Origin of the sequence: Fodinibius salinus (assembly GCF_008124865.1) — a bacterium.
In the GTDB taxonomy this organism is placed as follows: Bacteria; Bacteroidota; Rhodothermia; order Balneolales; family Balneolaceae; genus Fodinibius; species Fodinibius salinus.
In genome coordinates this window covers 784037-807801 of sequence record NZ_VNHY01000001.1, presented here as the reverse complement: position 1 = coordinate 807801, position 23765 = coordinate 784037, and the positions used below count along the sequence as shown (strand labels likewise).

Below are 23765 nucleotides of genomic sequence, written 5' to 3'. Positions count from 1 at the left end.
ATTCAAAATATTCACCAAAATTATTTGTAGAAGCATGGTTTACATCAGCAATTTATCTGACCACGTTGATGAAGAAGTAACGTTAAAAGGCTGGGTATATAATTATCGCAGCAGTGGAAGTCTTTATTTTGTTGAAATGCGTGACGGTTCCGGCATTTGTCAATGCGTAGTGGCGCAAGATGCTGTCAGTGATGAAGCTTGGGAGCAGACAGAAGCACTCCGGCAGGAAAGTTCGCTTAAAATTACTGGAACGGTCGTTGAAGATGAGCGCAGTATCGGCGGACATGAGCTGCAGGTTACCGATTTGGAAATTTACCAGGTTGCTGAGGATTATCCCATTACGCCCAAAGAGCACGGTGTTGATTTTCTGATGGAAAACCGACACCTGTGGTTACGCAGCAAGCGTCAGTGGGCGGCGATGCGTGTGCGTAACGAGATAATCTATGCTATCCATACTTTTTTCCAAGAACGTGGTTTTATACAAATGGATGCCCCCATCTTTACCGGCAATGCCGCTGAGGGTACAACTAATCTTTTTGAGACCGAATACTTTGATGACCAGGCTTATCTTACGCAGTCCGGTCAGCTGTATGGTGAAGCGATGGCCATGGCACATGGATTGATTTATACATTCGGACCAACTTTTCGGGCTGAAAAGAGCAAAACACGACGCCACCTTACCGAGTTTTGGATGATTGAGCCGGAAATGGCTTTTTATGATTTGGTTGACAATATGGATCTGGCCGAAGATTTTGTCACATTTATTGTTAAGCGCGTGCTTGATCGATGTCCCAAAGAGCTTAATGCTCTTGAACGTGATACTGAAAAGCTACGTAAAACGGTAGAAGGAGAGTTTCCCCGCATATCATATACCGAAGCTGTAGAACAGCTTAAGAGCGATGATATGGCCGCTATGTTGGACCAGATGGTGGAAGATCGCAAACAGGAAATCGAAGAGCTTAAAGAAGAGCGCGAAGAGATTAAAAAAGAAAAAGGGCAGGCCAAGAAGTGGCGCAAAGCACAGATCGATCAGCGAGTGAAAGAAATCGGTAATAGGCTCGATCAGATTGAAGAAGATTTGCGCAATATCCCCGACTGGCGCGAATCGGCCCTCAACTTTGAGTGGGGCGAAGATTTTGGTGGGAGTGACGAAACGCTGCTGACAATGAAATACGATACGCCCATTTTAGTACATCGTTTTCCGGCTGACATTAAGGCTTTTTATATGAAGCGTGATCCTGAGGATGAAAAGCTAGCAATGGCATGTGATATGCTGGCTCCTGAAGGCTACGGTGAAATTATCGGCGGTAGTGAGCGCGAAGATGACTTGGAAACGATCCAAAAACGGGTAGAAGAGCATAATTTGCCGGAAGATATTTTCCAGTGGTATTTAGACTTGCGCCAGTATGGATCTGTGCCCCATTCGGGTTTTGGATTGGGGCTGGAACGAACGGTGGCCTGGCTTTGTGGTCTGGATCATGTTAGAGAGACTATTCCATTTCCCCGTATGATGGGACGACTTAGTCCGTAGTTTATTGTTAATCGTTATTGGTTATTGGGTTTTTACCTAATAACCATTAACAAATAACCAATAACAAAGTGGCCAAAAAAACCAGTATAGAGCTTTACTCAGAAATTCTGGATGAGCTTCATTCGGAAGAGCGGAAACCGGTGTATTTTTTCTATGGAGATGAGGAGTTCTTTCTGGACAAGCTGCAGGAGGCGGTTGAAGAATTAATCCCCGAAGATCAGAAAGATTTTAATTTTGATCTGCTTTATGGGCGTGATGTTTCCCCTGAAAAGGTGCTTTCTATTATTCGCAGCTATCCCATGATGGCAGATCAACGTATTGTTATTTTGCGTAATTTTAGCGAGTTGAAGAGCTATGCCGCCACGGATGAAGGGTATGAGGGTGAAGTTAATGATCTGATCCCATACCTGGAGCAGCCCAATCCTACCACATTATTTGTTTGCATTGATACCCAAAAACCCTCCGGCCGATCAAAGATTGGCAAAGCCTTTAAAAAACATGCCGGCTTTCATGAATTTGAAGAAGTGCCTGACTACCGCCTTCCTGACTGGATCATTGCATGGGCACGAGATCAGCATGGCAAAAAGATAGCTCCGCCTGCGGCACAAATGCTGTCGCAATATGTGGGTAATAATCTGAAGCTACTGTCCACAGAAATAGATAAAGTGTGTACTTTTATGGACACTTCAGAAACCATCAAAGAGAGTCATATAAAAAAAGTAATTGGTCTTTATCGCGAATATTCGGTGTTTGAGCTTAAAGACGCCGTAATTGAGCGTAACTTGGAAGAAGCCTTGTTCATAGCGGAACAGATGTTGCAACATTCTAAAGCGAACACGGGAGAAATTATTCGTTCCGTGGGGTTCTTTTATAATGTGTTTTCAAACATCTGGCAAATTCGCCGGTTAGCTGGACAGGGTAGTTCCAAGCAACAAGTTCAAAACACCTTGGGTATCAGTAACAACTGGTACTTCAATAAGCTTTGGGAAGATGCTTCAGCTTTTAAGCTGGCCGAAATGCCCAGAATCTTTGAAGCGCTCTTGGATGCCGATCGAGCATCAAAAGGCTTTACCAAGATGGATCCCCCGACAATATTTCTCCTGTTGATTAAGCGGATCATCAGCTAGTATGTGATGCGATACAGAAGGCTGATGACTCCACGAATCGCAAATAAGAAACAGGGGTCTATATGCAAGCTGTATCCAAAGTTGAGTTTAAGAATATGTCGGATGAGGATTTGATGGCCAAATTTCAGTCCGGGTATGAAGAAGCGTTTAATTTATTGGTTGAACGATATCAGGATCGATTACACAATTTTTTATACGGTTATACGCATGATCACCAAGATTCTGAAGATTTGGTACAAGAGACCTTCTTCCGGGTATTTCGAAGTCGCCATTCTTATAAGCCCATAGCCAAATTTTCTACATGGATGTATACCATCGCGGTAAATTTGGCGAAAAGCTTATACAAGAAGAAAAAACGCATGACAAAGGTGACGATTCATAAAGATCCTGATGATTCCGAAGATCGTCCGATGAAATTGGAAGATAACGGTATTCTGCCCGATGATTCCCTCCACGAAAAAATGTGTGTTGATGAGCTTGAAGATGCTCTAATGGAGTTGAGTGATGATTTTAGGGAAGTAGTGGTGCTTCGGGATTTACAGCAGCTTTCGTATGAAGAAATTTCCGAAATAGCTGACTTGCCGATGGGTACCGTAAAGTCTCGTATTAACCGTGGACGTGCTAAATTACAAGAACAATTAGAAAATTATGTTTATCCGGAAACAAAATCCGCATAATTCAGTAAGAGGGTAATAGATAGTTGTTTTGAACTTGTTATATAATCTATTACCCTCTTATTTATGGATACTACTGCATTTGACCGTGATACCGTACTCACCGATTTTTTGACTGATTATTTGGATGGAAATTTGGATAGCGCTGAGCAATCTTCATTTGAAGAATACCTTGCTCAAAACGAAAAGGAAAAAGTTTTTGCTAAAAAGGCTAGACAGGGCAAGAAGGTATTAGCCCAATTTTCGGATAAAATTGAAGTGCCTTCTGTGACAGCGTAATAAAAAATCTAATCGTAGTCAGTCGCTCTGATAATCGTCTGTCTTTTAAAATTATTTCAAGCCTCCGATTAGACCTTAGTTAATATTGGTCGAATATATCTTTCAGTTCTTGATTGAATGTATCCATAGATAGTGCTGTAGGCTCGAATGAATTGCCGGTAAGCTTTTCAAACAATTCGGTGTAGCGTTTATATACCTTGATGCGAAAGTCATCCGGCAGGTTTGGCAGTGTTTGCCCTTCTTTACCCTGAAAGTCGTGGTCCATCAGCCATTCACGTAAAAATTCTTTGGATAATTGTTTTTGTGGCTCTTCATTTTTTAAACGTTCCTCATATCCATCCGCGTAAAAATAACGTGAAGAGTCGGCAGTATGCACTTCGTCAATGAGCGTGACTTTGCCATTGTAAAGTCCGAATTCGTATTTCGTATCAACCAGGATGAGCCCCTGCTCATTAGCAATTTTTTGCCCCCGTTCAAAAACTTTAAATGCCTTATTCCGAACTTCTTCCCAGATTTTAGGATCTACAATATTTTGTTCAAGGATTTCTTGTTCAGAAATATCTTCATCATGCCCCTCTTCGGCTTTAGTAGCCGGGGTTAAGATAGGCTGTTCAAACTTTTGGTTGATAAGCATTCCATCCGGCAGTTCAACGCCGCAGAGTGTACGCTTGCCGGAATTATACACCCGTGCTGCATGTCCTGTTAAACATGCCCGAATGACTACTTCAATGGGAATAGGCTCACACTTTTTAGCAATAGTGACATTGGGGTGGGGAACGTCAACAACATGAGTGTCTACTACATCATCCACATGGTTGAATGAAAAGGCAGCAAGCGAATTTAAAATTTGTCCCTTATAGGGAATCGCTTGCTTCATAATGTGGTCGAAAGCCGAGATGCGATCGCTGGCTACTATACCAAGTTTATCATCCTCTATATTATAAACATCTCGTACTTTACCACGGTATGGATTTTCATAACCGGGTACATTGGTTTCAGTAATGCAGTTTTTAAGCGCGGCAGAATCGATGGCTGTTGAACTCACAGAATTAATTATTATTTCGAATAAAAGGTGAATAGAAAAATCTGAAAAAGTTTGGAAGAATTGAAATTTAAAACTTAAAGTTATTCGGAAATTTATATAGTTAACTTATTATCGGGAACTATTTGGAAGAATCATGACTTAGGTAAGTAGGAAGACCTATAATTAAATAAAGAGTTAAGTGGTGTTTGCCCTGGATGACTGACCTTCTTCGCATACCGTATGCACTCATAAAGCCGATTTACCAGCGGACTTCGATGCACCGATCCGTTATTGATGAGCTTGACGAAGAGCATCTTAAAGAGGCTTATAGCGAGTGTAGAGAAATTACGCGTCACCATGCAAAGACTTTTTACATGGCTACGCGATTTTTACCTAATTACAAGCAACGGGGCATCTTTGCAATTTATAGTCTTTGTCGCTATATCGATGATTTGGTTGATGAAGCGGAAGACTTACTGGAAAAAGAAGAGCTTGCGGAAGCAGATATACGAAGACGGCTGGACAACTGGAAGAAAAAACTGCAGGATACTTATGAAGGGCGTGCTCATGATAATGCCATACTTATTGCCTTTTCAGATATTCTGAAGCGGCATCATATCCCCATTGAATTACCATTCGAGCTGATGGAAGGAGTATGTGTAGATCTTTTTAAAAATCGCTATCAGACATTTGAAGAGCTATATGATTACTCTTTTAAAGTTGCCTCTATAGTGGGATTAATGACCAGCCGTGTATTTGGCTATGAATCCAAAGAAGCCTTAGGGTATGCTGTAGATTTGGGGATTGCTATGCAGCTCACGAATATTTTACGTGACGTGGGAGAGGATCTACGCCGAAACCGGATATATATTCCCCAAGAAGATTTAGCTAGATTTGACGTGAGCGAGCAAGATCTGTTTAATTACTCGCTTGACGAGTCAGTAAAAGACTTACTGGCATTCCAGATTGATCGTACCCGCCGCTATTATAATCGATCGGACATAGGAATTGCGCTGCTTGCCCGTGATAGTCGATTGCCTGTATATTTAGCCCGCCAAAATTACAGCCGGATCCTCGACAAAATTGAGGAAAACGAATATAATGTCTTTGAGAGGAGAGCCTATTTGAATACCACAGAGAAGCTTTCCATCCTTCCCAGTGCATACTTTAAAATGAGATCCGAGAGTGGGTAGATAAATTTTGGTTTGACGTTTACAGAAAAGGTGTCGAACTGTTATATTCTATCCAATTTATTTGTATCTGAATAGTAAAAAAATGAATAAAGAGACAACGGAATGGCGGAGTCCTAGTCTTGGCAAGGACATGAAGTTAACTACGTATGGTACTTCAGGGACACCGCTTATAGCACTGCCGACAAGAGAAGCCGATTCTAGCCAGTGGGAAGAATATGGGATGGTAGATGCTATTTCATATCAGCTCGAAAATGGGTTTAACCAGCTTTTTTGCCTCTCTTCGGTTGATGGAGAAAGCTTTTGTAATTCTAATACCTCTCCTAAACAACGACTGGTTCGCCATCAACAGTACGAATCGTACTTGGTTGAAGAGGTCGTTCCTTATGTAAAAGAACAAAGTAACATTAATTATATCATTATAGCCGGTACCGATTTTGGAGGATATCATGCCGTCTCAATCGCATTAAAGCACCCAAAATTGTTTGGTAAAGCAATTGGAATGAGCGGCATTTATGATATAACGCCGTGGATGGATGATTTTTATGATGATAACGTATATTACAACAATCCCACCGATTTTATCCCAAATCTAAATCAACAATCAACACTCGATAATATTCGTGACGTTGACTTTCGATTGGTTAGCTATGAGAATGACGATCGTAAGCACTATGCGGACCGAATGAGTGATGTGTTACGGATGAAATATATTGAACATGATCTGGATATCTGGGATCTCGAGGGGGATGAATGGGAATTATGGTCAAACATGCTAAAAACACATATTATATAGTTAGTTATGCCAGAGATTAACAAAATTTTGATTGCCAACCGCGGTGAAATTGCACTGCGGGTCATTAGAAGCTGTAAAGAATTGGGTAAAGAAACGGTGGCTGTTTATTCTACGCCTGATGCCGATGCCCCGCATGTACTGCAAGCTGATGAATCAGTGCATATTGGTCCGGCTTCTTCAGCCGAAAGTTACCTGGTAGTTGACAAGATTATTCAGGCAGCTAAGGATACGGGGGCCGATGCTATTCATCCGGGCTACGGTTTTTTAAGTGAAAACGGCGATTTCTCTGAGCGATGTAAAGAAGAGGGCATCATTTTTATTGGTCCGGATGCCCACGCCATAAAGTCTATGGGAGATAAAACGGCAGCCCGGGAAATTATGAGTAAAGCTAATGTCCCTTTTCCGCCCGGGACCAAAAAAGAGCTTAAAGACATTAATGAAGCAGAAAAAATTGCCGATGACATTGGATACCCTGTCCTCGTAAAAGCCGCGGCCGGCGGTGGCGGTAAAGGGATGCGTATTGTAGATAACAAAGAAGAGTTTGAGTCGGGTATTAAAGCAGCTAAATCAGAGGCTCGCAATGCCTTTGGGGATGACCGTGTTTATATTGAAAAATATTTGGTTGAACCGCGACATGTTGAATTCCAGATCTTGGCGGATGAACATGGGAATACGCTCCACATTTTTGATCGCGAATGTTCTATACAGCGGAGGCACCAGAAAGTTATTGAAGAAGCTCCATGCTCTATTTTAACGGATGACCTGCGTGCAGAAATGGCTGAAGCCGCTATTGACGCAGCTGAAGCGGTGGATTATGTTGGTGCAGGCACAATTGAATTTCTGGTGGATGCCGACCGTAATTTTTATTTCCTGGAGATGAATACACGTCTGCAGGTTGAACATCCGGTTACAGAGCTGATTACAGGATTGGATTTGGTAGCGCTTCAAATTTTAGTAGCCGAAGGAAAAGAACTTCCTATTGAGCAGGAGGATGTCACCATGGATGGTCACGCCGTGGAATGTCGAATTTATGCTGAAGATCCGCGGGATAACTTTCTGCCGAGTACCGGAACGCTTCATAAGCACCGCATACCGTCAGGTAATGGGGTTCGCGTGGATTCCGGTGTTGAGGAAGGGCAAGAGGTGACGATCAATTATGATCCGATGATTTCGAAACTGTGCACCTATGGTAACGACCGTGACCATGCTATCAAACGGATGTTGCGCGCACTCGATGAATATGAAATTGCGGGATGTCGCACGACTATTCCATTTTGTAAATATGTGCTTAATCACGAGTCATTTACATCAGGTAACTATGATACTCATTTCGTTCCGGATCACTTTGGCAGAGAGAAATTAGATAATTCTATTACTGATAATGATAACGTCAAAGCATTAGCTGCCACGTTGTTAAAACAGGAAGAAGACGGTTCTGAAGATACCGAACACACAAGACAGGCTACCACCAATGGTGGTGTAAGTTCTGAATGGTGGAACCGGCGGAATCGATAGTATCTTTTATTTGTCGGATGCAATTAAAAGTAAAATTGCAATTCTTTACCTTACCGTTACTGGGAGTGTTAATCAACAGGTATAGAAGTGGAAAAAAAAGACGATTCACTGTTTTCGCAGCTTAAAAAGTTAGATACCGAGCAGCGTAACCCATCCACAAGAAAAATAGATTTGGCAGATTCTCGTGAAATTGCCGGTCTTATCAATGCCGAGGATCAAAAAGTTGCCGGTGAAGTCGAAAAAAAGCTCGACGAAATTGCCGAAGCCATTGACCTTGTAAAGGAAGCCTTTGATGCAGGAGGGAGGCTTATTTACGTTGGTGCCGGAACCAGCGGCCGTTTAGGTATTTTGGATGCCGCCGAATGTCCACCCACTTTTGGATCGGATCCCGGTCAAGTAATGGGACTTATTGCCGGCGGAAAAGAGGCGGTGTTTGAAGCCCAGGAGGGAGCTGAGGATTACGAGGAAAATGGGAGGGAGGCACTAAAGGAAGTTGATTTAACAGCCGCTGATATTGTATGTGGACTGGCAGCCAGTGGACGTACGCCCTACGTGCACGGAGCACTAAAATTGGCAAGAGAACAGGGGTGTCATACCATTTTTGTGACTACCGTTCCGGGATCGCAAATTACTATTGATGTGGATGTACTTATTGATATTCCCGTGGGACCGGAGGTTATTATGGGGAGTACACGCATGAAAAGTGCAACAGCACAGAAGATGGTACTGAACATGCTGACGACGGGTGCCAACATTCGCCGGGGAAAGGTATATGAAAATGTTATGGTGGACTTACAGCTCTCAAATCAAAAGCTGGAGGAACGCTCAAAGCGAATTATTATGATGTTTGCTGATGTTAATTATAAAAAAGCCGAGCAGTATCTTGAGACCTCCGGTGGACACGTTAAGACGGCGCTATTGATGGCGCTGGGCGATTTGGATAAGGTAGAGGCCGAACAAAAGCTGAAAGAGAGTAATGGATTTATCCGAAGAGCATTGCAAGAACTTGAATCTTGAGGTCGCATCATGAAAACCATTTTCAGCATTGCTATTTGGATGTATTGGGCGGTGTGTATTATTGTCTTTTTTATAATTGTTTTATTGCTGTATATCATTACCGCTCCTTTTGATTCCTACAACAAAATGCCCAATCAGGTACTCAGTGGATTGGGATGGCTGATGATGAAAGTAAATCCTGGCTGGTCTTTTGATATAAATGGAGACGAGCCCCAAAAAGTATCGCAGCCAACAATTGTGGTGGCCAATCATCAAAGTTTTTTGGATATGCCGTTGATGTATTTACTGCCCTGGAATATGAAATGGGTAGCCAAAAGCAGTCTATTTAAAATTCCAATTTTAGGATGGCTTATTTATCTAACCGGCCATATTGCCATCGATCGTAGAAGTATGCGGTCGTTTAAGAAAATGGATACTCTTGTTGAACCTATCGAGCAGGGCATACCGGGCATGATTTTTCCCGAGGGTACCCGAACTGAGAATGGAGAGATACAGTCGCTTAAAAATGGGGCTTTTAAGCTTGCAAAGCGGTATGATTTCAATATACTGCCTGTTGTAATTGACGGCAGTTATCAAGCTATGCCGTCCGGCAGCTGGCAAATAAATCCCAAACAAGATTTTGAAATATCAGTGCTTGATCCTATTAAGGTCTCAGAGTTTAATTCGGCCGGTGAAATAAAAGAAAGAGTTAGCGTGTTGTTTAATAGAGAGCTGTCTGCAATGCGCAGCAAAACCATGACATAAACTAATATTTTGCTACTTGACTCACTCCCAAAATCATAACGCATCGCCCAATATAGCTTATCGCCAGCGTATTTTGGGGGCTATCGTCGTTGCTGAATTAATTTTTATTGCTGTATTTAATTTATGGCCCACCGATGAGACCAAGAATAAAAAAGAGCCGGTATCCTATAACGAGGATGTCGTTATGATGGAGGAAGCGGTGATTACCGAACAAGCCAGCAGCCCGCCTGCTCCGCCCAAACCACAAATTCCTGTTCCTGTACCAAACGATGAGATTATTAGGGATAAAGTCATCACTTTTGATAACATCGACCCATCGGATTTTTCTGATACGTTATCAACTTCAAAGAGGGGAGCAATGGGCCGGTCAGACGATATTGCCAGCAGTCCCCAGCAGCCGCCCAGCGTAATACGTATTGTCGAAGCTAATACACCGGATGCGGCTCAAAAAGCAGATATCAAGGCCGAATTAACCGTCAGTTTTTTGGTAGGTACCGATGGCAGAGTAGAAGATGTTAGTATAGCTACAATTAAAGTTTACGAGGAAGACAGCAACCGTCCCAAACTGGTAGATAGCATTGGTTATGGCATTATGGAAGCTACAATCAGTGCTGCCCAGCAGTGGAAATTTCGTCCCGCACAAAAAAATGGAAAGCCGGTGCGTGCATACAGTAAGCAGATCTTTACCTTTGGATTTTAGCATTGATATCCCAGAGATATTAAGCTATATTTGCGTTCTTCTTTGGAGAGGTGGCCGAGCGGTCGAAGGCGCACGCTTGGAAAGCGTGTGTGCGCTTCGCGCGTACCGGGGGTTCGAATCCCCCTCTCTCCGCATAACTACGCCAAGGTTTCGTTGAGCAAGCACTTAAGTGTTTGTTTAGTGAAGCCTTTTTCATTTCAAGGTAAAAAGAGAGAGTATGTATTATGCATATCTGTTGAAGAGCAAAAATAGGGCCTGTTTATTGAAGTTTTAGCGCAGGTATAGTAGTCCGACCGTGATCAGCGAAAATTGGTTGCCAAGCCTGTCCCGATGGCTGTCTGCGCGGGTTAGACTTACGTTTGATCCTGATTTATATCTTCTTCTTTCAATTTGACTGCCGTACCGGTTGCAACTAAGAATAACATCGATTTTCCTGAACCTGAAAATTCACTATAATCTAAATCGATTGCGACTACTGCATCAGCTCCAAGTTTGTATGCTTGCTCTTTTATATCCTGAAAAACAGTTGACTTTAAATTTTTGAGAATCTTTTGTGTTGAGACACTTTGACCACCAACTAAATCTCTGATATTCGTGAAGATGTCCCGAAACATATTCATACCTAGAGCTGACTCAGAACTTATGACCGCTAAGCGTTCTTCTATTTCTAAATCTTTTGTGTTGGTTTCCGTAGTTAAGGTGATATTTTCTAGATCTTCAGGATGAATATCTGAGCCAGAATTTGATTTTTTCGAAGATCCTGATTCAAAGTTTGGATCCATAGCTTTGGCTTTGACTTCTTCATAACTATTGTTAAAACAATCGGGACATACTTCCATATCACCAACGGAGTGACTTTTCCCACCCCATATTGATGTTTCTCTATCACAGTTATCACATTTCATAAATAGCTAAAGTTTATTTTAGTAAGCCTTAAGATCTAGCGCATAAGCTGCACGCGAATGAAGGTTGACCCGTTAAATAATGAACGAGAAGCTAAAAAGCCAGAAAGGGCCCCGAGCATTCGGAGGGCGAGGTGCTGCCTGTCCCGACCACTGTCGGGATCCGCGTTGAAGCGCTGGAGCTGCTGCAGATGTACTAGCTTTATCGTCGTCTTAAAACTGATAAGCCTCTGTAATTAATGACTCCTTTTCCTCTCTAGAATATTGCTTGATCTCATGTTCACGCTTGCAAGCCTCGGAGCGCCCAGGGTGCTGCTCAACAAACACTACGGCTTTCGGGGTATGGGCTTGCAGGTATTTGGCGCCATAGCCTTTTCGGTGCTGATGCCAGCGGCGGATCACATCGTTTGTGCTTCCGGTATACAGGCTATCGTCGGTACAGCGGATCATATACACAAACCAAGTGTCCATCAGGCAGAGTTAATTAGGGATTAGTGAATGCGATTGGAGTTTACTAGTTGGCACCCAGAAAACAAAACGAGCGGAAGCCTGCACCCCGAATCCCGATAGCATTCAGGAGAAGGAGGGAGGACTATCTGCTAAATGCGGGTTATAGGGAGCCTTATGTCAGTTTATTTTTTATCTCTAGCAAAATACGTTTTAATGTAGTTTAGATTCTATTATATATCTTTTGTAAAGCGACATTTTGGGTAGTTTTCGCATCCTAAAAATTTTGTACCAGCATTAGGACCTTTTTTCGCTGTTCTCTCAACTAACTGCGAACCGCATTTCGGGCAAACTGTTGTTGAATTATGCCTTTCACGCAATGATTGTACATGGTCTTTTGTGGTGAGTGAAGACTCAGAAACGTAGTATTCAATTTCCCCGACTACGCGATCAATTTCTTCAGATGAAAGAACCCGATCCTTAAACTGTTTAATGTGCTTGCCCAGCCGGGAGTTTATAACGTTATCTGGCAACTCTGTTTTAAATTTACAATCACCGATGAAATAAATAACAGTATGTACGATTGATTCATTGACCCCGAAAAATTCAGAAATAACCTTTTTTTGCCTAAAGGTTTGCCTTATCGGATTCTGGAATGAATAATTACTTCCATAAAGGGACTGCGTCCATCTTTTTTGATCCTCAGCTCCAAATATCCACCCTTTTATATTCTTTGTTTCAATTATGAACAGTCCATATGGTGATACAAGAAGGTGGTCAATTTGAGTTGTACCGTTTTCTGTTTTTATGATGATATCATGAAATTTTCGGTATACTTTCGAATTGAGCGATAGCCACAGATAGAAAGTAGTCTTTTTTTCGCCAAACCAACCTCTGAATAGACTCAATATTTTTTTACGCATTAGTGAAATTAGCCAAACAAAACCACTTACTAATAACACCAACAAAACTGCGACTAAATCGTCCATCGTCTGTTAGGATTAGAAATTATTTTAACGGTTTAGGCTACTCTTTACTAATTTCACGACTCATTAATGCAGGTAAGGTCCGGCCGCTTCTTCACTGTTGGGTGCAAAAGATGGTTGGGGTTTCTTTTTGGGCTCTGAACGGTATTGCACAATGACACCAACGATCCCAAGCGTAAGCCAACACAATATGATAGCATACAAGTAACTGCCGCCCGAACTGAAAATCTGGTCAAAATTGCTTAAATCAACAATTTCGGTAGTTAAAGAGGCAATTCCGATAACCACTAACCATGCACCACCAAATCCCGTCGAAACAATTATCATTAATTTTTGGGAGATCAAAGCTATGACTCCAGTGATTACAGCAAGTATGAGCAAGACCGCTGGTTCTGGGTTACTTTCGGCAACTGCGTAAAGAACAGTTCCAAGAAAACCACCAAGGAGAGCGCCGATCAAGAATATGCCTACGTAGTATAGCATAACCATTAGCGTTGCACCGATAAATCCTCCGGCCAAGCCTGCTAAGAGGGCAAAGGCTTTTTCCTGTGCAAATGAATAACCCATCGCACCCGCCAATACACCACCAATCAAAAACCCGGTAAGCCCGAGAATGAATTTAAATATTCGATAGCCGAAGAAACACTGTAGTGCACCGACCAGAATACTCAGCCCAATGATTAAGTTAACTATATCTTGATTTAGGTCCATTTTATTTAAAGCCCTATAACGGCATTATACGTAAGGTGCAGGCGCCAACGTGTTGAATATTGTTTAAAATTAAAGAGTAACTATAAAAAGAGAGGTTGGCAAGAACTGGCCGCTTTATGGCTGTTAGGGATACTTTTATTCTTACGCTAGGGTTACAAACCTAATATTTGTTTCTTCTTTGCAACAAACTCTTCTTCTGTAATAATACCTTTATCTTTTAAATCAGCTAATTTTTCAAGATCGTCTAATCCATGGTTTTGAGTATTTTCATTTGTTGAAGATTGCATTTTGTTTGAAATGGTTTCTTTAAGATTAGAGGCTGATGAATTCAGTTTATTCTCTGAAGTTCTTTCATTTTTTTTAGGATCTTCGCCATACTGATTTGGACCTGATGTACCTTCTTTAAAAAGAATATAAAGTCCAAATATAAGATTGACGATTGGAATGAAACTGAGTAAAATATACTCTCCACCTAAATCGATATCGTGCAATCTTTTAATCGCTTGGATTATTTGCAAAATCCCAAATCCAATCGCTACTAAAATGAAAAGTATAGCTGGACCTGGTTCTTGCGAACTTTGAGGAATTAATGAAATTATAGTGAAAGGAATTGCTAAGAAGAGAGTCCGAAAGAAGTAGGTGCTTCTTCTTATTCTACCATTAGTCGAAAAGAAATCGTCATCTGAATAACTATTGGTTTCATTCTCAGAATTAGTCGTTACAACTTTCTTTTTTTTGGTTTTTCCTTTTTGCTTAGCACGATACTTTATGTCTTCGTAATTATTGCTATAGCAATCGAAACAAACCGTTATACCATCCAGATTATATTCTGTTTGCCAAAGTGGAATATTTTCGCCGCAATTTTCGCATTTCATTTTTTGTAGACGTTAAATTAAAAAGTACCCCTAACGACCCGGCGCTTAACCGGCGTGCGGATTAGTGTGAATGCGATTACAGTTTATAATTTGGCAGAAAGAAATCAAAACGGGCAGGCTGCGTCCCTGTTGAAGCGTTGCTTTGGCTGACGATTCCGTTGTTAAATATTATTTATAGTCGGTTTGCAACCACTTCAACTTTTTCTGCTAATTCAGGCCATTTTATTGGAGTCCACTTATCCAAAGCCTTTGATAAAACCATAGATTTTCGCTTTGATCTTAGATCTTCTGTCGGAATGACTAAAAAACTCCATTGCTGCGGGTCAACTTGGTCAGCATTATCTTCATCTGACACGAGGTGAAGACAAAAGACAAAGAGGTCGCAAAAATAACCTTCGTCTTCGATTTCTACTCCGGGATTATCTCTCTCGAAGTAGCTTGGTGGATTAGATTTCCATCCGAAGACCAGAGTTGGAGACTTAGTTTCGCCCCAAATTTGTTGAAGTGCAATGTTTTTGACTTGAATTCTAATTCTGTCTGGTCCTGATCCATATTGCAAATCCCAGGGATGCCATCCCAAGCCAACAAAATTCCACTCATCTCCTAATGCCATCATAACAAGTGCCTCCGCAACATCACCACGGTGTGAATTATTTAAAATATGGGTTGAATACATCAAATCGATGACTTTGTTGTGAACATCTTCTCGATCGGGTATTTCTTTGTCGTTACTCATTGGGATAAACTTGTGTATGGATTACAAATTTTCGTCTGCTTAAGGATCTTGGCATAAGGTGGTATGGATGAATGATGATTTATTAAATAACGAACGGAAAGCGAAAAAGCCAGAATAGTGGGTGCTTGTCCTCCGAAGCTTTAGCATAGGAGGGAGGACTGTCTGCCCCGTTTGACGGGGTCTGCTTGACATTTCCCTTTTTAAAGGGGTTATACTTATCAACTTACTTGGAAAGCTGTTGCTTCCGATATTCTTCTGGAGTTATTCCGACTTTGATATAAAATAAGGTGGAGAATTCTTCGGGATCTTTGTAACCAATCTCGTTTGCTATTTCAGCAATTGGTATTTCCTTACATTCAGGATCAGATAGAATTTGTTTTGATGCTTCAATTCTATGATGATTAATATAGTCGGTGGGAGTTTTACCAACTGCATCTTTGAACTGTTTAACAAATTCGTCATTCTCATCTAACCTTCCACTGGAAAACCAATTTGTAAAATCCATAGTGATTGGATGTATTATTTATTGAAGCGCTGGTTATGAGGCCACTGTTTCTTTAATTCCGAAAAATTGATCCGTATTTATAGTCATAAACACTATAGAACCTAGTCCAATTATAAGGAGTGACTAATTCAATCCAATCCATCTGAATTTTGCCAGAGGATTTTACGAACCTATCAATATTAACATGCTGGGTATCGGATGTAACAGGGATATTTTGTTCAATTACTTTAAATCCCTTGGTAGCATGAATATTTATGGATGTATTTTTGGGTGGATTTTGGCTGAAGAGAATTGTCATCTCTTCTTTTTTTACCTCAATGTGAAATCCCTTAAACAGGTCATCAAAATTAATTGCTAAAAGTTTATCGGTTTCATCAATAAGCTCTACACTAATATTGTCAAAACGAATAGTATCCTGCTTTTCAGCAAAATATTTATCTTTGGATAAGAGATTTCTCATAACTAATCTTTTCTTCTCTTTTTGAAAATGAAACCTGGCAAGAGTGGTATCACCAGAAATGAAACTTAGACCATCCGGGTAAGAGTTGAGAAAAGATCCAAAAATTTTGAAAGTACCGTCAGATCTTATCTTATGCTGGTACGAGGTATCAGTAGGTTTTGAAGATTGATAAAAATTGAATTGGACTTTCAGGTCTGAATGTTTTTCGGAGTTATAGTTTTTAATCTTTCCGGTCACTTCAAAGTCGATTATAAAGGAGCAGCTAAGAACCGCACCCATGGTAATAAATAAAAAAAGAACTGGATATAGAATTCTGATTTTCATGATGAGCTTTTGGGCAACCTAACGACAGTGCGCATAAATATTGAGTTTATAAATAACGAACGGAGAGGGGAAAAGCCAGAAGGGGTCCCGAAGCATCGGGAGGAGGACTGCCTGCCCCGTTTGACGGGGTCTGCTTGACATTTTCCTTTTTAAAGGGTTAGGTGTATTTACTCTTCTTGGTCTTGATCACTTTCTTGATTTTGAACCATCTGCTTTAGTTTTTCTTCGGCTTTTTGATGCTGCTTCTTTTGCTCTTCTCTATAAGTTTCTTCATTAATTGTCCTAATTAGAGGTTTCTTAAATCCAGTAATTACATGTCGCAGCTGTTTTCTAATTTTTTTCAATTCTTTGGCTACATCATGAATACTTTTTTCTCGGATAGATTGAAGCCCCTCATATACTGATAAATCAATATTAAATTCTTCTTTGTAAACTTTGCCATCTAACCTTTCATATTTAACAGAGCCTGAAACACTACTATCTTCAAAATTATCCTTTAGCTCATCGAAAGAACCTACAATCGTTGATAGTTCAGCACCAGGCGGCAATGATGGAATACCTTCTTGAATAAACTTTATATTTTTATCGCTGCTAAAAATTTTCACCTCAGTTGAGGTATTTATAGAAATATTGTGAGCTGTTGAAGCACCAATATTTTTGATTTTGGCTTCAAAAATAATGGACTTAGCTGGGGCAATAGTAAAAATTAAACTAGGTCTATTTTTATCCTTCTCAAGTTCAGTAAAAACTTCAATATTTTTTTGAGTTAAATCATTTGCCCTCGACATCTTCCTGACGGTAATAATTGTTGCAATAACATATACTGCGGTTAACAAAACAAGAAAGAAACCATTGTTCTGGTTTAAAAACTCTATTATTTCTTTTATTTCCATGATGAATGAATTTTTAAATAGTTACCTAACGACCTGGCGCATAACCGGCGCACAGGCTAGTGTGAATGCGATTGCAGTTTACTAGTTGGCACCCAGAAAACAAAACGAGCAGGGAACAGGCGAGGTGCTGCCTGGCCCGACCACTGTCGGGATCCAAGTTGAAGCGTTGGTTATACCTCATTTTTATTCATTATTCTATTAATTGATTCTTTTATCTTTTCTTTTATCTCATCTTCATTCTCACTTGTGACTAATAAAATTCCCTCACTTTCGAATAGCTTCCTTGAATAATTGGAGAAGGGAACATTAGAAACAACAATTATACCTAAGTCATATTGAGATGAATAATGTTTTATCTGGTGTACAACATTTCCCATCAGTCTGTCTTGTACAGAATATTTTACTTCAACTCCAATTTTTCCTTTTGGAGAATTAATTTCAAAATCAGTTAAATATTCTCTTGGGTTGGTTCTAGTTATTTCGAAATCAGTAACATTTTTTAGAATGTTTCCAACAAGGTTTTCAAAGTCAAAAGCTCTTCTGAAGCCTTCTTCAATTTCATCCTTTTTTGACTCAACTTTTTCTTCTACTTCCGCTTCTTGTTCTGCTTTTGCTTTTGAAAAGATGCTGTAGAGACCAACAATTAAAGCAGTTAGAGCAGTTATAATTGAAAGAATGTCAATTATAGTTGCGATTAAATCATTTTCAGACTCTGTTTTTTTACCATAAGAAGCTACGATGGAGGATAATGAGTCATCAATACCTGATGAAAGGGTTGGATATATTGATGATCGAATTGAATCTACTTCTTCTACAATGTTTTTTCTTTTTTCGAGTGGTATAAACTTGTTGCTAAGAAAACTTTCCTGAACTTGGATCAATAATTCATTGGCTCCATAAGGATAGTCTATATTATATCGAAGTTCTTTTCCTCTTATTAAGGTCAGAAGATCTTCAGAATCGATTTTTTGGTCATTATAAACTAACTGTTGGGTTTGCTCAATTAGTTCTTGATTAACTGATCTTGTTTTTTGTTGACGATATTCCTTTACATAGTCTGGAACATGAAAAATTGCATAAGCTGTAAGAACAACCCCAATGAAAGAAAAGATGTGGCTGAGTTTTTTTTAATCCATTTCCAAGTTTCCATTAATTATTTAAGCTATTGATTGAAATGAGGTATAACGACCTTGCGCTTAACCGGCGCACGGACTACTGTTGATTTGCTAAATAACGAACGGAGAGCGAAAAAGCCAAAAGTGGATAACCAATAGTCGAGGTACGCTCTCTTAAATGTGCGCTAATTATTACTACGTATTACCAGCTGGTTTCCAATGACGCTCAATCATCCAGAAAGGTTTATCTCCATTAAATTTTCTCAAGAAATTAATTAATCTAAAATATTCTTCCATATTCAATTGAGTCCAATTGATACCTTTTAGCCATTTTTTCTTTTCTTTACTAATAGTTTCTGATTTAGATAGGTTTTGTAATAGAATCCTATCAATTGGTGGATGGATATAATATGCTTCTTCACTTTCTAAATTTTTAAGAACTAATCTGCTCTTCAAGTAGCAATTAACCAATTTGGCAGCTCTCCCATATGTAACTTTATTGATACCTTCTTTTTTAAGGTCTTTGCAAATACTGTTACACCATTTTTTATGTAAATTGTCGAACTCAGAAGCTTTATCAGGATTTTTTATGAAATCTAAAATCCCACAATCTTCAAGAGCTTTTTTTAAATTTTCTGTAGAAGTAAAAGCTCTTTGGGTTGCTCTTGCAGCAGCCCAAATTGCAAAATTATGACTGTGTTTTTCTTTTGAGTAGTTCATAATAAGTAGCTATAACGATGTTGTGTTTAAGCGACGCACAGGTTACTGTGAATGCGATTACAGTTTACTAGTTGGCACCCGGAAAACAAAACGGGTAGAGGCCTGCGCCCCAAAGCCTTGCGCTTAGGGGGAAGGAACGTCCACTTAATGCGGGGTTAGGTAAAATTGTAATACGCTGGATTTAATTTTGTTGACTTTTGCCCAAGCCGCTTAGTATGCCTAAAATTCCCATAATAATTATTACCATCACCCAGTTTTCTCCAATCCACTCCAAAACTCCAATTATAGAAGATACTCCTTCTGCAATTTCTTTTGCATCACTAGTTTTAAATTTGCCGTTTGGATTAAGTTTGACACTAGTAAGATCAAAATTGAACTCTGGAGCACAAATACTACCATGTTCAGTTATGCTCATTTCTTCAATTCCTTTTTTGCCCTTGTAAAGCTTTCCACTGAAAATTACGGCATTTCCTTCTTTTAAATTACTTAGGTCATTGAATACTGACTCACTATTAGATACACCACCACTTCCTACACCAAATGGGCGTTCATCTTCAAAGCTAATTTCAATATCATCATATACGGTAGTAATTTCTACATCTGCATAATCACCACCTTCGTTAGTTGAGATGGACATTATATTACCGCGCCAATTTGTAACCTCCCAATTTAAACTTTGAGCAAATTTTCTTTTTTCTTCATTGACCTGATTAAAAACTTCACTTTTCTTAATGTCATTTTTAGCCTCATTGTAATTTGAACAAGCAATTTTACTGATATTGTGTAATTCAATTTGCTGTTCATCTAAAGAAGCTTGGGCAAATAATAAATTGTTGCTAAGACAAAAAGCTAAAAGAAAAAACAGGGGTAGAGTAGATTTTGAAATTATTTTACACATAAATTCTCCTCGATGATTATTAAAATTTGATCTCTTTCTATAATTATTGTTTAAGATGTTTACTTCTTCAGTAAAGCAGTAATTTTACCTAACGACCTTACGCATAAGCTGTACATGAATTGATGATGAAATAGCAACTAACGAAAGACAAGACTCAAAACCAAGAATGGCAAAGAATTGGCGAGGTATGTACGCTAAATACGCTAGTTAGGTGGCTATTTTAAGTCTTCCTTAATTTGTTTAACACGCCCATTTATTGAATAAGTAACAACTATTAAAATTACAAAAAGGCCAATACTAGTACTCATTTCTTCTCTAGTCCCATGTTCAATTTGCGTTAGCATATGAGTAAAATAAAATATACAAATTATGATAAATATAATTAGTACAGTCAGGTAGCTATAATATTTTGTTTTTGATGGTTTAGACATAATGAGTTAATAGTTTTTAGATTATTCTTTTCGAACTTGCACTAGTATTTCCCAATCTCCATTGGCAGAATTTGACTTGATATAAAATCTGCCTGTTTTATATAAATATGTATCACCAGAAATTTTGGGTTTATTAACTTGATTTACAAGAATTTCTCCTTCACTTAAATTTTCACCAGGCTTTAGCAAAAATAATTGTAATACATGACCTGCTCCAGTCTCATCTACAAATGAATTACCTTCTGACTTATATTTTATTCTCCATTCACTTTTATTAATTGTAAAAGCAGCAGTATTCTTTATGCCACTTCCTGAAAAGTTTTCAACAGTTTCCCATTCTTGTCCGAAAACAGAGCTAAAGGGAAGTAATATTATTGAGAATAGTAGAAATTTAAATTTCATAATATTTTGATATGATTGGGGTTTGAGTAAATTAATGAACAGGATAAAAGAATTTGTGTTAATTTTCTTTTCCACGAATCAATCTAGAAAGAGCTTCTATTAATTCGAGAATTGTATCAGGCTCTTTAAGATCTAATTCTGGACCTTGATGCAAAGCATTGCCATTTCCTCTATATGCTTGGATTCTAAGAACATCTCCCTTTGACCAATCTTTAATTCCTTTTCGAGATTTTTTAGAAACGTAAGTTACTCTAACATTTGAGACTTCTACAAATTGATTTCCTTTTTCATCTGTCGGCATAATTAATGAATAGTCTATTTAATTAAAAGTTATCAAGCGAAAAAAATATTCAAGGCAGCCTAACCTATTAATTATCTCACCTAGGGGATAGTATAAATATTGATGTTTCAATAGTATAGTGTCTTAAACAACGACACAAAGTGCAAGATGTTTATTATGCTCCAGTGTTATGTTGCAGTTAGTGCTCATAATGTTGTGTTATAATATGTTGACATAATATTCTTTTGTAAGTCTCGTCACTCTTACTCTTGAAAGCACCAGTAATAAACGGTTCTATTTTTCCAGAGCCAGAGGTTGGGAGGATTAATAGCGTTGTGAACCTCAATTCCTAAACTTACTTATAGCACTTCATTCCCGGTATATCTTCTGAATGGTCGCAAGTGTTTGCCGGGAAGCTTATTTGATGATATTGGTTTTCCCGCTAACTCCTAATTTCTGCTTGATATACAGAAAGGGTAATTAGTCCTCTAAATACTGGTTAACGTCAATAAATTGATGCTTGATAGCATTGTGCAGCATGTCTGAACTTTTCATGACGGTGATTTCTCCGTCAAGTTTATCCAGGAGCGGATGGTCGGGATTGTGCAGTTCAACATAGAGTGGGGCATGCTGATTCAGTTTTTTAATTCTGCTTACCACATGTAGCGTTTTGGTATCAGGGTCGCTAAAGCGATTATTTGAGAAGACAAAAATAGCACCCGCCTGGCTAATGTTTGATCGCTGTAGCACAGCAGGACTAATGGGTTCCCCATAGATAAAAGAATGTTCAGCATAAGGGGTACGGTTAACAAGGGAGCCGACAATAACGATTTCCCGGTCTTGAAAGAGCCGATCTTCTTTAATCTCCTGGATCAGCTCATCGGCAAAGGCAGTATATTCGCATATTACGATGTGATCCTGGAAGTCCACCGAGCCGCGCCCGCGTTCTTCTTCTTCAAATTTATGCTGAATAAACTGCAGAATGAGGCCGATAATATGGGTATATCCGAATAAGCCGATAACAATTGCAATGACGCCCGCTATGCGTCCGGCTGTGGAATAGGGCACGAGATCGCCGTAGCCGACGGTTGCGGAAGTAACAAACCACCACCAGGCAACATCTATAAAGCTGGTAATTTGAGCTTGGTGTTGTTCGTATATCCAAAAAAGCGTAGTAGTGAGGATAAAACTTGCCGAAAGCAGTGAAACAAGAAACAGCACCTGTTTTTTAAGATGCGTCATTGACGAAGGCTGATCAGAATGACTGCTAAACATAAAATGTGTGCCCTAATTTTATTAAACGACGAATAATCTCTTGATTTTAGTTAGAAGGTAAAGAAGATATTGGTGCTTTTGGAATTGCAACAACGGACAGGTTATTGGTTAGCATTTGATAAGCACCGTTCTACATCAATGTCGGGGAAAAGTGAAGTGTTGTTAAAAAGATAGTCCCCGTAATGATTAGCTAAAAATTTGCCGTACAGCAATCCTTTGGATCCCAGTCCCGTAAACACATGCATGTTTTGGTGCTTGGGGTGGGGACCCAGAATAGGTTTATAGTTCGGTGTTGAGGTTCGCACACCCGCCCATTGATCAATGGTTTTGACGGTTTCTTCCAGCTGTGGGAGCGTCCTGCGCATGCGTTTGCGCAGGTATTGTTCGCCCTCTTCATCGGGATTCAGGTGGTCAAAGTCATGTTCGTACGTACTGCCCTGCACAAAGGTATATTCATCGTCCGGGCGGGCCATATATCCCAGGCTGGATATTGAATGGTCAAAAGACAGTTTCTGTGGAGACCGGAATGTCGCTACCTGTCCTTTGATGAGGTTGACCGGCAGCCAGTCCCAAAATTTGGTCTGGTGGGTATGCTGCCCCATTGCAAAAAAAATATGTCGGGCAGAGACAGTGGAATGGGGGAGGTCGATCTTCCAGGAATCGTCGTGATATATTTTCCGGGGGGCAGCACCGGTGATAAGGTTTAGACCCTGATCCTTAAGGTAGGCAGCGTACGCTTGTAAATATTGCCCGACATTGACGGTGAGCCCAATGGGTAACCACAGCCCGCCGTCCACGCAGCTGATACCGGGGTGAATATCTTTGATTTCATCTTCGGTCTTCCACTGGCACCAGCCGTCAGGCCAGCTGGTTTTTTCGCGCTGGGCTTTCATCTTACGTGCCATTTTCTCCAGCAGGGCGGGGCGCAGTAGCCCATTATTTTGGTAAAAGGTGGTTTCAGAGGTGCGCTGTATCTTCTCCAGGTTTTCTGCAATCGCTTCGTAGCATTGTTCAGCTTTCCACGACTTTTTTGCACGTCGTCCGGTAGCGGGGTTTACCAGTCCGCCGGGAGTACCTGAGGCTCCGGCCGCTACGGAATCTTTATCGATAACCGTAACGGATACATCGTGTTCAAGAAGTACATTTGCCAGTGAAAGGCCGGCCAGCCCGGCACCGAGAATACAAAAATCAGTTTGATGGTTCATCAA

General features: G+C 40.0%; 27 protein-coding genes and 1 tRNA gene. 11 read left to right on the top strand and 17 right to left on the bottom strand.

Translation table 11 applies throughout. The features are described 5' to 3' along the window. Positions 1 to 34 precede the first annotated feature (34 nt). From LX73_RS03685 to LX73_RS03670, 4 genes are all read left to right on the top strand, one after another. Positions 35 to 1531 (top strand): asparagine--tRNA ligase, encoded by a 1497-nt coding sequence (locus LX73_RS03685; RefSeq protein ID WP_148898115.1) that lies wholly within the window; start codon positions 35 to 37, stop codon positions 1529 to 1531. A 68-nt stretch (positions 1532 to 1599) separates the two neighbouring features. Further along, positions 1600 to 2658: a DNA polymerase III subunit delta gene (holA, locus tag LX73_RS03680; protein ID WP_148898114.1), complete on the top strand. Its 1059-nt coding sequence runs from the start codon at positions 1600 to 1602 to the stop codon at positions 2656 to 2658. A gap of 62 nt (positions 2659 to 2720) precedes the next feature. After that, positions 2721 to 3335 (top strand): sigma-70 family RNA polymerase sigma factor, encoded by a 615-nt coding sequence (locus LX73_RS03675; protein WP_211359351.1) that lies wholly within the window; start codon positions 2721 to 2723, stop codon positions 3333 to 3335. Positions 3336 to 3398: 63 nt separating this feature from the next. Continuing rightward, the gene (locus LX73_RS03670) at positions 3399 to 3611 is read left to right on the top strand and encodes an anti-sigma factor (RefSeq protein ID WP_148898113.1); all 213 of its coding nucleotides are present in this window, start codon (positions 3399 to 3401) and stop codon (positions 3609 to 3611) included. A 79-nt stretch (positions 3612 to 3690) separates the two neighbouring features. Here LX73_RS03670 and LX73_RS03665 read toward each other — a convergent pair whose 3' ends face one another. Beyond that, on the bottom strand, positions 3691 to 4656 hold the full coding sequence (locus LX73_RS03665) for a phosphoribosylaminoimidazolesuccinocarboxamide synthase (protein WP_148898112.1): 966 nt from the start codon (positions 4654 to 4656) through the stop codon (positions 3691 to 3693). Positions 4657 to 4850: 194 nt separating this feature from the next. On the opposite strand from LX73_RS03665, the gene LX73_RS03660 reads away from it, so the two are divergent. The 7 genes from LX73_RS03660 (at position 4851) to LX73_RS03630 (ending at position 10729) form a co-directional block, all read left to right on the top strand. Continuing rightward, on the top strand, positions 4851 to 5828 hold the full coding sequence (locus tag LX73_RS03660) for a phytoene/squalene synthase family protein (protein ID WP_148898111.1): 978 nt from the start codon (positions 4851 to 4853) through the stop codon (positions 5826 to 5828). 82 nt (positions 5829 to 5910) lie between these two features. Next, positions 5911 to 6621, top strand: coding sequence for an esterase family protein (locus tag LX73_RS03655; protein WP_148898110.1), 711 nt, complete (start codon positions 5911 to 5913; stop codon positions 6619 to 6621). A gap of 6 nt (positions 6622 to 6627) precedes the next feature. Further along, positions 6628 to 8136 carry an acetyl-CoA carboxylase biotin carboxylase subunit gene (gene accC / locus LX73_RS03650; RefSeq protein WP_148898109.1) on the top strand — a complete coding sequence of 503 codons (1509 nt, stop codon included), beginning with the start codon at positions 6628 to 6630 and terminating at the stop codon, positions 8134 to 8136. Between the two features lie 87 nt (positions 8137 to 8223). Continuing rightward, the gene (gene murQ / locus LX73_RS03645) at positions 8224 to 9153 is read left to right on the top strand and encodes an N-acetylmuramic acid 6-phosphate etherase (RefSeq protein ID WP_148898108.1); all 930 of its coding nucleotides are present in this window, start codon (positions 8224 to 8226) and stop codon (positions 9151 to 9153) included. 9 nt (positions 9154 to 9162) lie between these two features. Then, positions 9163 to 9897: a lysophospholipid acyltransferase family protein gene (locus LX73_RS03640; protein ID WP_148898107.1), complete on the top strand. Its 735-nt coding sequence runs from the start codon at positions 9163 to 9165 to the stop codon at positions 9895 to 9897. A 16-nt stretch (positions 9898 to 9913) separates the two neighbouring features. Continuing rightward, a complete protein-coding gene (locus LX73_RS03635; protein WP_148898106.1) occupies positions 9914 to 10597 on the top strand; it encodes an energy transducer TonB in 684 nt (227 codons plus the stop codon). 44 nt (positions 10598 to 10641) lie between these two features. After that, a tRNA-Ser gene (locus LX73_RS03630) sits at positions 10642 to 10729 on the top strand. A 221-nt stretch (positions 10730 to 10950) separates the two neighbouring features. Here the strand turns inward: LX73_RS03630 and LX73_RS03625 are convergent. From LX73_RS03625 to LX73_RS03550, 16 genes are all read right to left on the bottom strand, one after another. Continuing rightward, the gene (locus LX73_RS03625; protein WP_148898105.1) at positions 10951 to 11502 is read right to left on the bottom strand and encodes a heavy metal-binding domain-containing protein; all 552 of its coding nucleotides are present in this window, start codon (positions 11500 to 11502) and stop codon (positions 10951 to 10953) included. A gap of 210 nt (positions 11503 to 11712) precedes the next feature. Next, complete coding sequence (locus LX73_RS03620) at positions 11713 to 11970, bottom strand: GIY-YIG nuclease family protein (protein WP_148898104.1); 258 nt, start codon at positions 11968 to 11970, stop codon at positions 11713 to 11715. Positions 11971 to 12179: 209 nt separating this feature from the next. Continuing rightward, the gene (locus tag LX73_RS03615) at positions 12180 to 12935 is read right to left on the bottom strand and encodes an NERD domain-containing protein (RefSeq protein WP_148898103.1); all 756 of its coding nucleotides are present in this window, start codon (positions 12933 to 12935) and stop codon (positions 12180 to 12182) included. A gap of 63 nt (positions 12936 to 12998) precedes the next feature. After that, positions 12999 to 13643: a TM7S3/TM198-like domain-containing protein gene (locus LX73_RS03610; protein ID WP_148898102.1), complete on the bottom strand. Its 645-nt coding sequence runs from the start codon at positions 13641 to 13643 to the stop codon at positions 12999 to 13001. 152 nt (positions 13644 to 13795) lie between these two features. Next, entirely contained in the window at positions 13796 to 14518 is a 723-nt protein-coding gene (locus LX73_RS13040; RefSeq protein WP_148898101.1) for a DUF805 domain-containing protein, read from the bottom strand. A gap of 172 nt (positions 14519 to 14690) precedes the next feature. Further along, positions 14691 to 15254 (bottom strand): hypothetical protein, encoded by a 564-nt coding sequence (locus tag LX73_RS03600; protein ID WP_148898100.1) that lies wholly within the window; start codon positions 15252 to 15254, stop codon positions 14691 to 14693. 223 nt (positions 15255 to 15477) lie between these two features. Then, complete coding sequence (locus LX73_RS03595; protein WP_148898099.1) at positions 15478 to 15759, bottom strand: helix-turn-helix domain-containing protein; 282 nt, start codon at positions 15757 to 15759, stop codon at positions 15478 to 15480. 52 nt (positions 15760 to 15811) lie between these two features. Beyond that, a complete protein-coding gene (locus tag LX73_RS03590; RefSeq protein ID WP_148898098.1) occupies positions 15812 to 16219 on the bottom strand; it encodes a hypothetical protein in 408 nt (135 codons plus the stop codon). Between the two features lie 491 nt (positions 16220 to 16710). Beyond that, a complete protein-coding gene (locus tag LX73_RS03585) occupies positions 16711 to 17436 on the bottom strand; it encodes a hypothetical protein (protein ID WP_148898097.1) in 726 nt (241 codons plus the stop codon). Positions 17437 to 17606: 170 nt separating this feature from the next. Beyond that, complete coding sequence (locus LX73_RS03580; RefSeq protein WP_148898096.1) at positions 17607 to 18317, bottom strand: hypothetical protein; 711 nt, start codon at positions 18315 to 18317, stop codon at positions 17607 to 17609. A gap of 429 nt (positions 18318 to 18746) precedes the next feature. Further along, positions 18747 to 19271 (bottom strand): hypothetical protein, encoded by a 525-nt coding sequence (locus LX73_RS03575; protein WP_148898095.1) that lies wholly within the window; start codon positions 19269 to 19271, stop codon positions 18747 to 18749. A 181-nt stretch (positions 19272 to 19452) separates the two neighbouring features. After that, the gene (locus LX73_RS03570; protein ID WP_148898094.1) at positions 19453 to 20169 is read right to left on the bottom strand and encodes a hypothetical protein; all 717 of its coding nucleotides are present in this window, start codon (positions 20167 to 20169) and stop codon (positions 19453 to 19455) included. Between the two features lie 452 nt (positions 20170 to 20621). Further along, entirely contained in the window at positions 20622 to 21002 is a 381-nt protein-coding gene (locus LX73_RS03565; protein ID WP_148898093.1) for a hypothetical protein, read from the bottom strand. Positions 21003 to 21060: 58 nt separating this feature from the next. Beyond that, on the bottom strand, positions 21061 to 21303 hold the full coding sequence (locus LX73_RS03560; protein ID WP_148898092.1) for a hypothetical protein: 243 nt from the start codon (positions 21301 to 21303) through the stop codon (positions 21061 to 21063). A gap of 459 nt (positions 21304 to 21762) precedes the next feature. Beyond that, positions 21763 to 22557: an ion channel gene (locus LX73_RS03555; protein ID WP_148898091.1), complete on the bottom strand. Its 795-nt coding sequence runs from the start codon at positions 22555 to 22557 to the stop codon at positions 21763 to 21765. A gap of 101 nt (positions 22558 to 22658) precedes the next feature. Beyond that, a complete protein-coding gene (locus LX73_RS03550; RefSeq protein ID WP_148898090.1) occupies positions 22659 to 23762 on the bottom strand; it encodes an NAD(P)/FAD-dependent oxidoreductase in 1104 nt (367 codons plus the stop codon). Positions 23763 to 23765 lie beyond the last annotated feature (3 nt).